This is a genomic window from Intestinibacter sp. (assembly GCF_051866655.1).
Classification (GTDB): domain Bacteria; phylum Bacillota; class Clostridia; order Peptostreptococcales; family Peptostreptococcaceae; genus Intestinibacter.
The window spans coordinates 1-3,021 of the sequence record NZ_JBJDXL010000410.1 but is presented as its reverse complement, the minus strand read 5'-3'; the positions used below and the strand labels follow the sequence as shown (position 1 = coordinate 3,021).

At 31.0% G+C, this 3,021-nt stretch carries 3 protein-coding genes; 1 reads left to right on the top strand and 2 read right to left on the bottom strand.

All coding sequences use genetic code 11. The features are described from left to right. Both ACI3VO_RS12340 and ACI3VO_RS12335 read right to left on the bottom strand, forming a co-directional pair. On the bottom strand, positions 1–852 hold an 852-nt coding region (locus ACI3VO_RS12340), incomplete at its 3' end, for an ABC transporter permease subunit (protein ID WP_439758204.1). Next, a complete protein-coding gene (locus ACI3VO_RS12335; protein ID WP_439758203.1) occupies positions 839–1,975 on the bottom strand; it encodes an ABC transporter ATP-binding protein in 1,137 nt (378 codons plus the stop codon). The genes ACI3VO_RS12340 and ACI3VO_RS12335, both read right to left, overlap by 14 nt. A 307-nt stretch (positions 1,976–2,282) precedes the next feature. Here ACI3VO_RS12335 and ACI3VO_RS12330 point away from each other — a divergent pair. Continuing rightward, on the top strand, positions 2,283–3,021 hold a 739-nt coding region (locus ACI3VO_RS12330), incomplete at its 3' end, for a threonine ammonia-lyase (protein WP_439758202.1).

The window sequence follows — 3,021 nt, the reverse complement described above, 5'->3', positions numbered from 1 at the left end:
AGCGTACATATTTCCAAGAATTAATTGTTCTGTATAATCCTTAGAACCAACGACTATAGTTTCTTTCTCAGCAAAGCTAGAATAGAAATATCTTCCACATCCTATAAATAAAACTACCAACGCTGTAGTAACTCCTATTACTTTGTTTCTTCTAGCTTTATATTTAGGATCTCTATATTCTTTTTCTTTTCTAGCTTTTTTACTCTTACTTTGAGTTATTCCGGCTGGTGTAGCTACTATTTCAATTTTTGAGAATATAAAGTCTACACATAACGCCAATATACAAGCTGGTATTGCACCTGCTAAAATCATAGTATTATTTACAGTTTGTACACCTGAAAATACTAAGTATCCAAGTCCACCAGCTCCGACAAATGCAGATAAAGTCATAAGACCTACTGCAGATACTGCTGATATTCTAACACCTGCCATAATTACAGGTAGTGCAAGCGGTAATTGTATTTTAAAAAGTATCTGTCTTGGAGTTAATCCTATTCCTGTGGCTGATTCAATAATTCCCTTGTCGATTCCAGTGATACCTGTACATGTATTTTTGACAATAGGAAGTAGTGAATATAGAATTACCATAAATATAGCTGGTGTACTACCTATTCCTAAAACTGGAACTAATAATCCTAAAAATGCCATAGATGGCACTGCTTGAACTACATTTATAACTCCTAATACGTATTTTCTAACTGATTTAAAATGTGATATAAATATTCCCAAAGGAACACCTATAAGTATTGCTAAAATTATAGCAACAACGGTCAACTCAACATGCTGAGCTAATAAACTCAATATCTTTGCTTTCTCAGTCACTAGGTAATTTACAAAATTATCCAAGGACATTCACCTCCATTTCTAAGAATTGTTCACTTAAAACAGAAAGTAAACTACTTCTCGTTATCAAACCTACTAATCTTTTATCTTTAGATACTACAGGAATATGCCCTATCTTTTCTCTATTCATAATGTCTAGTATCTCTATTAAATTACTGTCTTCATCTATGTATAGAGGATTTTTATTCATAACCTTGTATATGTAATAATCTTGAATTCCATTTTTTCTCAATTCTTTTACTGTTAATATTCCTACTAGTAAATTATTTTTATCTACCACTAGTAAGCTATCTACTTTATTTGTTCTCATTATTTCCATAGCCTGTATTACAGTTCTCGTCTCTATAGCCTTTATAGGATTTTGTATCATTATGTCTTTTGCCTTTATATATTCTGGTGCACTCCACAATCTATCACTACCTATAAAGTTCTTTACAAATTCATTTGCTGGGTGTTTTAGTAAATTTTCTGCCGTATCATATTGCTGTATCTTTCCATCCTTCATAATACATATTTTGTCTGCTAGCTTTAAAGCCTCATCCATATCGTGAGTTACGAATATTATAGTCTTTTTAAGGTCTTGCTGAAGCTCATATAGAGATTCTTGTAATTGAGTTCTTGTAATAGGATCTAGTGCACTAAATGGCTCATCCATAAGTATTATTTCTGCATCTGTAGCAAGCGCCCTTATAACTCCTATTCTCTGTTGTTGACCACCACTTAATTCAGTAGGATATTTGTATAAAAAATCATCTGGATCAAGTCCAACCATTTTTATAAGCCTTTCTGTATTTTCGCTTATTTCCTCTTCACTTTTTTCACCCTTTAATTTTGGAATTAACTCGATGTTTTCCTTTATTGTCAGGTGAGGAAATAGCCCTATATTTTGTATTACATATCCTATATTTCTTCTTAATTTAATAGGGTCTTCTTTTGATATAGGCTTTCCATCTATGTATATTTCTCCACTTGAAGGCTCTATAAGCTTATTTAAGAGTTTCAAAGTAGTAGTTTTACCACATCCTGAAGGACCTATTAAAACTACAAAGCTTCCACTTTCAATAGTCAGAGAAATATCGTCTAGTATAACCTTTTCTCCTACAGTTTTTGTAATATTCTTGATTTCAATCATATTCCAAGCCTCCTTTTTACAACTTAATATAAGGTTGTAAGTTGTTTATTGTTATAAAAATAACATATAATTAATTTTCTAACAAAAATACATTTTTTGTAACATTTGTGTTATATTTTTTTAGAAAATATTCCAATAAATTCCTTATATATGTATAATACTCTTGAATTATTACGTGAATATTAATTTTTTATAAAAAATATTTTTAATTTTTTTTAAATACGCGAATAAAACATTCATTTGGTATAATATAGTAAATATACAAATCAAAAATCTAGTAAATTTTATATAAAAAGGAGATGATATAGTGAAAAGTAGATTAAGTATTGAAAACATAAAAAATGCATTTAATAATATTGATCCAGTATTTTTAAATACTCCACAATTTATATGTGATCCTTTAAGCGAATCTCTAGGCTGCAAAACTATTTTAAAAGTAGAAACCCTAAATCCTATACGTTGCTTCAAAGGTAGAAGCGCATTTAACTACGTATCTAAATTAAAAGAAGGCTCTACTTTAGTCTGTGCTAGTGCCGGAAACCTAGGTCAAGCTGTTGCCTATGCATGCACTAGAAAAAATATAAAATCTATAATATTTGCAAGCAAAAATGCAAATCCTCTAAAAATCGAGCGTATGAAATCTCTAGGTGCCGAAGTAATATTAAAAGGTGATGACTTTGACGATGCTAGAATTTTTGCCAAGAAATACGCTTTGGAAAATAGCTTCGATTTAATTGAAGATAGCTTAGATGTAGAAACATGTGAAGGCGCAGGTACTATAGGTATGGAGCTTCTAAATCTAGATACTACTTTAGATGCAGTATTAGTCGCTCTTGGAAATGGAGGCCTTCTTACTGGTGTAGCTAGATGTATAAAAGAATATTCGCCTAACACAGAAGTTATAGGTGTCGTTGCAAAGGGAGCTCCAGCTATGGCAGATTCTTTTGAAAAAAGCTGTTTAATAAATTCAGAATCAATCGATACTATAGCAGATGGAATAGCTATCAGAAATCCAATTCCAGAAGTCTTAGAAGAGATGAAAATAA

Bases quoted from the DNA above. Each gene is read 5' to 3' on its own strand.
- ACI3VO_RS12335 (WP_439758203.1), bottom strand. From the start codon at position 1,975: ATGATTGAAATCAAGAATATTACAAAAACTGTAGGAGAAAAGGTTATA.